Source organism: Microbacterium sp. MYb45, from assembly GCF_002979655.1.
Taxonomy (GTDB): domain Bacteria; phylum Actinomycetota; class Actinomycetes; order Actinomycetales; family Microbacteriaceae; genus Microbacterium.
On sequence record NZ_PCPG01000021.1, the window covers coordinates 21,706 to 27,739 of the forward strand.

5 protein-coding genes are annotated in these 6,034 nt (G+C 68.8%); 2 read left to right on the plus strand and 3 right to left on the minus strand.

Annotation, left to right across the window (positions count from 1 at the left end; genetic code table 11):
* Positions 1 to 25 precede the first annotated feature (25 nt).
* Both CQ034_RS19180 and CQ034_RS19185 read left to right on the plus strand, forming a co-directional pair.
* Positions 26 to 2,281, plus strand: coding sequence for an FAD-dependent oxidoreductase (locus CQ034_RS19180; RefSeq protein WP_105712355.1), 2,256 nt, complete (start codon positions 26 to 28; stop codon positions 2,279 to 2,281).
* A gap of 11 nt (positions 2,282 to 2,292) precedes the next feature.
* Complete coding sequence (locus tag CQ034_RS19185; RefSeq protein ID WP_051662348.1) at positions 2,293 to 3,405, plus strand: substrate-binding domain-containing protein; 1,113 nt, start codon at positions 2,293 to 2,295, stop codon at positions 3,403 to 3,405.
* A gap of 13 nt (positions 3,406 to 3,418) precedes the next feature.
* Here the strand turns inward: CQ034_RS19185 and CQ034_RS19190 are convergent, their stop codons facing one another.
* Genes CQ034_RS19190 through CQ034_RS19200 form a run of 3 tightly spaced genes read right to left on the minus strand, consistent with a single transcriptional unit; the run spans position 3,419 to position 5,894 of the window.
* Positions 3,419 to 4,267, minus strand: coding sequence for an SMP-30/gluconolactonase/LRE family protein (locus tag CQ034_RS19190; RefSeq protein WP_105712356.1), 849 nt, complete (start codon positions 4,265 to 4,267; stop codon positions 3,419 to 3,421).
* Positions 4,264 to 5,025 (minus strand): spermidine synthase, encoded by a 762-nt coding sequence (locus tag CQ034_RS19195; RefSeq protein WP_181156388.1) that lies wholly within the window; start codon positions 5,023 to 5,025, stop codon positions 4,264 to 4,266. Before CQ034_RS19195 ends, CQ034_RS19190 begins: the two co-directional genes overlap by 4 nt.
* Positions 5,022 to 5,894 carry a hypothetical protein gene (locus CQ034_RS19200; RefSeq protein ID WP_258134287.1) on the minus strand — a complete coding sequence of 291 codons (873 nt, stop codon included), beginning with the start codon at positions 5,892 to 5,894 and terminating at the stop codon, positions 5,022 to 5,024. Before CQ034_RS19200 ends, CQ034_RS19195 begins: the two co-directional genes overlap by 4 nt.
* Positions 5,895 to 6,034 lie beyond the last annotated feature (140 nt).

Consider the following 6,034-nt stretch of genomic DNA (forward strand, 5'->3'; position numbering starts at 1 on the left):
AACCGGGAAGAACGGAAGAGGGATCATGAGCAATCGGACGAGGCACGATGTCGACGTCGCCGTCATCGGCGGTGGGCTCGCCGGTGTCGCGGCAGCGATCGCTGCAGCGCGCAACGGAGCGACCGTGGCGCTGGTGCAGGATCGTCCGGTGCTCGGAGGGAACTCGAGCAGCGAGGTACGGGTCTGGGTCTGCGGTGCGACGGCGACGGGGCATCATCGCTTCGCGCGCGAGACGGGGATCATCGGTGAGCTCTATGTCGAGAACGAGTACCGCAATCCGCTCGGCAACCCGTACTACTGGGACCTCGTCGTGCTCGATGCCGTGAAGGCGGAGCCGCGCATCACCCTGCTGCTGAACACCCACATCACCGAGGTGCGGATGCACGGAGACCGGATCTCGTCGGTGGGCGGGATCGTGCTGGGATCGGAGGGCGAGGTCACTGTGGCCGCGCACACCTTCGTGGATGCCACCGGCGACGGATCCGTGGCGGCCCGGGCCGGTGCTCGGACGCGACTCGGCCGGGAGGCGAGTGCAGCTTTCGGTGAGGATCTGGCACCGGAGGAAGAGGACGAGCTCACGCTGGGCAGCACGCTGCTGTTCTACACCCGCAAGGAGTCCGAACCGGTGCCGTTCGTGCCGCCGGCGTTCGCGATAGACCTCGCAGCCACGACGATCCCGGAGAGCCGGGTGCTTCGAACCGGTGACAACGGAGCCGACTACTGGTGGATCGAATGGGGCGGCGAGCTGGACATCGTCGCCGACAACGAGCGGATCAGGGACGAGCTGTGGGCAGTCATCTACGGCATCTGGGATCACATCAAGAACTCCGGACGCTTCCCGGATGCCGAGAACCTCACTCTCGAGTGGGTCGGGTCGGTTCCGGGCAAGCGGGAGTATCGCCGGATCATCGGCGCGCACACCATGACGCAGGAGGACGTCGTCTCGGCGACGCGCAAGGCGGACGCCATCGGATTCGGCGGGTGGTCGATCGACCTCCACCCCTCGAAGGGCGTGTACGAGCCTCGGTCCGCCGCTCAGCAGATCTACCCGAGCGGCACCTACGACATCCCCTTCGGCATCCTGCGCTCCATCGACGTCGGCAATCTGCTGATGGCCGGACGCAACGTGAGTGCCACGCACGTCGCGTTCGGTTCGCTGCGCGTGATGGCGACGTGCGCGGTGATGGGCGAGGCCGCCGGAACCGCCGCGGCGCTGTGCGCGGCATCGGACTGGACGCCCGCGGAACTCCACGCTGCGCACATCCGAACACTGCAGCGCCGGCTGACCCGACAGGATGCCGCGCTCATCGGCGTGCAGGATGACGACCCTGCGAATCTCGCGCTGCGGGCACGGGCGACCGCGACGTCGGAGCTCCGGTGGGACGAGCTGGAAGAACCGGATTCCTCGCTCCTGCTCGCGGACGACACCGCGTTCCTGCTTCCGCGAGGACAATCGGGGCCGGTGCGGGTGCACCTCTCGAGCGACGAGGACGCCTCCGTCTCCTGGACCGTGCATGAGACCCTCGACGGCCGCACATACTTCCCTGCCGTGAGACTCGACTCGGGCAGCATCGAGCTCCCCGCCGGTCATGTCGGCTGGGTGTCGCTGCTCGACGAGCTCCCCGCCGGCGGCAGCCCGGATACGTCGACCGTCGTCGTCCTCGAAGCGACCCCGGGAGTGCGGTGGGGGACCAGCGGCCAATATCTGTTCGGCACGGTCTCGATGACCCGCCCCGTCTCGGCGCATGTCGAGGAGATCGACGCCCATCTTCTCGCCGATCGACCCGACGACGTGGTGCGCTGGGGGATCAAGAAGCTGGCACGTGTTCGACTCGCCACCCGGTGCGAAGGCGCGGTGGCCGGTCTGGAGGCGGCCAACGTCGTCGGGGGATACGGGCGCCCGTACGGCGGGCCGCGGATGTGGTCGTCGCGTCCGCGACGAGATCTGGTCGCGGGGGACCCGGAGATCCTCACGCTCGAGTGGGAGCGCGAGGTCCAGGCGTCGGAGGTACGCGTCGTGTTCAACGACGATGTCAATGCCTACGTGAACAATCTCCACTATGTCCGGAGTGAGCACCGGATACCGCCCGAGATCGTCGCCGACTTCGATCTCGAAGCATTCGTGGATGGGCACTGGCGTACCCTCGGCACGGTGCGGGACAATCGTCGACGTCACCGAACCGTGGCGTTCGAACCCGTCGCGACGGCGCGGATCCGGCTCGTCTGCCACCGCACGAACGGCTCCGACCTGGTCCAGGTGGGCCAGGTGCGGGTGTACTGATCGGAAGAGCAATGACAGCAGTGCATCCCACCCCGTCCGGCCTCACGCCTCGTGCGCTCAAGTTCGAAGCGCTCGCGCAGGAGCTTCGTAGAGGGATCGCGGCCGGCAGTTGGCCGCTGGGCAGCCTTCTGCCGACCGAGAAGCAGCTCGTCGAGTCCACGGGCTACTCGCTCAGCACCGTGCGGCGGGCTGTCGACGTCCTGGTCGACGAAGGGCTGATCCTCCGCCGCCAAGGGTCCGGCATGTACGTGTCGAGTGCCTCCAGGCAGCGAACCGAACAGCGCACGATCGGCGTGCTGATTCCCGACACCCGGCTCTACTTCCCGACCGTCCTGCAGGGTATCGAGGCGGGCCTCTCGGGCTCGGGAACCTCCATCGCTCTCGCGACCTCCCAGTACGACTCGCGCGTCGAGCAGGAAGCGATCGCCCGGTTCGTCGAGTCCGGCGTCGATGGTCTGCTGATCACGCCCATCATCTCCGACGATGCCGATCCCGGCGCCCTGCTCCGCCGGCTGGAGAGCATTCCGATACCGGTGGTGATGCTGGAGAGACGTATCCGGAGCCTGGGCTATTTCGATCCGACCGAGTACGTCTGCTCGAATCATGAGGCCGGGGCGTTCGAGGGGGTCTCGCACCTGCACCGGCTCGGCCACCGCCGGATCGCGCTGGCGTTGCGAGCTGATTCCGCTCCGTCGTCCGGCGTCCGCCGCGGGTATGAGGCATCCGTCCCGCACCTGGAGGGCATGGTGAGCACGATCGTCTCGAGGACGAGCGCGGAGTGGTTGCAGACCCACGCGGACGATGTGCTCCAGGAGATGGTTGATGGCGGCTGCACCGCGGCCCTCGTCTTCGGTGATCGCGAGGCCACGCTCCTCGAGGTCGCTGCGCAGCGTCGGGGGCTGCGTGTGCCCGAGGATCTCGCCATCGTCTCCTATGACGACGAAGTGGCCGACGTCGCCCCGGTGCCACTGACAGCCGTGTCGCCGGCCAAGCACCGCATCGGGCGGATGGCCGCGGCGCTCCTGCTCACGCGGATCACCGAGGGAGATCAGTCGCCGGTACAGCAGATCTCGATCGTGCCGAGGCTGACGATCCGCGATTCCTGCGGCGCCCGATCCCGCTAGGCCCGCGCCCGTCTCAACCGGCGAACAGCGTGACCGGCAGCCCGCGCACTCCGGGCTGCACGGCGAACACCGAGCCCGCCTCGGTGCCGTGGTCGTCGGGGAGGCCCTGCGCTGACGTCGTGATGTAGAGGGTGCCGAGGTCGTCACCGCCGAACGTGCACGCCGACACCTGCGGCACGGGGAGCTCGATCGTCTGCACGAGCGCTCCGGTCGCGTCGTAGCCGTGCACGGCGCTGCCGCCCCAGAGGGCGACCCACACGCTGCCGTCTGCGGCGACCGTCAGTCCGTCCGGGGACCCCTGCTCCTCGGGGATCGAGACGAATGCCCGCCGTCCGCGCAGCTCGCCCTCGGCCACGTCGAACACGTCGATGCGGTGGGTGGCGGTGTCGACGTAGTAGGCGCGGCGGCCGTCGGGCGAGAAGCCGATGCCGTTCGAGATCGTCGCCCGAGGTAGCACGGTCGAGACCGCGAGCTCCGCGTCGAGCCGCAGCACGAACCCGCCGTCCGGTGCGGCGTCGTAGGCCATGGAACCTGCGAGCAGGCGGCCGCGCGGGTCGCAGCATCCGTCGTTCATGCGAACTCGCGGGTCTTCATGCAGAGTCGCCACGGCGCGCGTCTCGCCGTCGACGTCATCCGCGAGGTAGAGCGTGCGGGCGCCGACCGCCACCAGGCCGCCGTTGGTGCGCGGTCGCGCGAACGCCAGGTACTCGTCGTCGATGTGCTGCCGCGTCACGCCGTCGGCGCGCAGCGTCAGCAGGTCGCCGGCCTCTCCGTCGACCCACCGCAGTCCACCCCAGCCCGGCCACCACACGGGACCTTCGGCGTGACGGGCGACGGGACCGGTGACGTTCTCCGGGGTCATGCTTCTTCTCTCGGCTGGGTGCGCTCGGCGGCGTCGAGCGACACGGAGCCCGCTCCCCGACTGCGCGCGACGTACACGGTGTTCGACGAGACCCCGTCGGTCACGGGATTGTCGAAATCGACGATGTGGGCGACGGCGTCGTCGAACACGGCGTTCAGCTCGACCATGAACTCGTCGTCGGGCGGATCATCCGACCACAGGGCGAAGACCCCGCCCGCGGCGAGATGACGGTCGAGCGCACGCAGACCGGCGGCGTCGTAGAGATCGGCGTGCGTCGGGTCGAGCTGGTGGCGCGGAGAGTGGTCGACGTCCAGGAGGATGGCCGAATACCCGCGGTGCCCCTCAGCGGGTGCCGACCGCATGACGGCGAAGAAGTCGTCCTCGACCAGACTCGTACGCGCATCCTCGACGAGTTCCGCCGACGCGGGCAGGAGCTTGCGCTCGTGCCAGCCGATCACGGCGCCCAGTCGATCGATCACCGTGAGCGATGCCACCCGCGCATCGCGCAGCGCCGCGACGGCGGTGTAGCCGAGCCCGAGTCCGCCGACGAGAACCGAGAGGTCGTCACCGACCACCGCGGCGAGCCCCAGATTCGCGAGCTCTTCCTCTGCCACTGTGAACAGGCTCGACATCAGGTATTCGTCGCCGAGCTTGACCTCGTAGATCTCCTGCCCGACGGCCGGCTCCGTGCGCCGGCGCAGCATGAGATCGCCGATCGGCGTCGTCTGCCAGTCGAGCTCTTCGAACCGAGTGATCACCGCGGCATGCCTCCGTCGTCGTCGCCCGGCAGAGGCGGGATGCGGGCGGGGCCCGCGGATGTGCTCGCGTCTCGGGGTTTCTCGTCGCGGAGGGGGAGCGGCATCCGCTCGGGCTCCGGGGTGGCCGTCTCCGGGGCGGAGATCTCCTTCGCCACCTGCTTCTCGAGCACCGTGACGGCGTCGTCGGAGAGCAGGATGAGGCCGTCGAGCTCTTCGCGCACGCGCTTGTACGCGACGTTGCGCTCTGCCTGCGTGGCCGACTCGTCGACCGCGACCTTGAGCAGCTGCTGAGCCCGTTCCAGGCGCTTGCGCTCCGGCGCGGTGAACGTCGAGTCGCGCAGACGCCGGGCATCCTTCTCGGCGATCTCGAATGCGACCGCGTAGTCGCCCACGGCCTGCAGATACTCGGTGATCTGCTGCTCCGACACCTTCGCCTCGGCGGATGCCGGACGCAGCGCATCCGCCGTCTTCTTGGCGCGCAGGAACGCGGCGGTCAGCGGTTGACGGCCGTCGCTCATGGCGGGGAAGGCGATGAGCTTCGCGACGTCGAGCTCGTAGTCGAGCCAGCGGGCGGTGATCTCGTCGTGCTCGGCGAACAGGCGTGCGACCAGGTCGTTCGGGACGACGGATGCCGTGGTGTCGACCACCGAAGGGCCGCGGCGCTTGGCCTGCTGGGTGAGCGCACGCGCCTCGATCTCGGCGGTCTTCAGCTGCGCCTTCATGCGAAGCGTCTCCAGGCGGCGCTCGTGCCGGCGCTTGGAACCCTGCTCCCACGCCTTCGCGGCACCGCCGGCCATCCCCATGATGGGGAAGATGAGCCACCAGTAGTTGCCCGCGAAGTTCCAGAAGCCCTGGATGAACTCGTCCATGATGCGTTCAGCCTACTGCGCGGGGTGGTCGCGCCCGGGGTCGCTCACGGGCGCGACCACCCCGCGTTCACCAGTCGTGGACGGTGCCGTCGAGGAGGCGGTTGTAGGGGAGGTAGGCCTGCTCGTAGGGGTACTTGCCC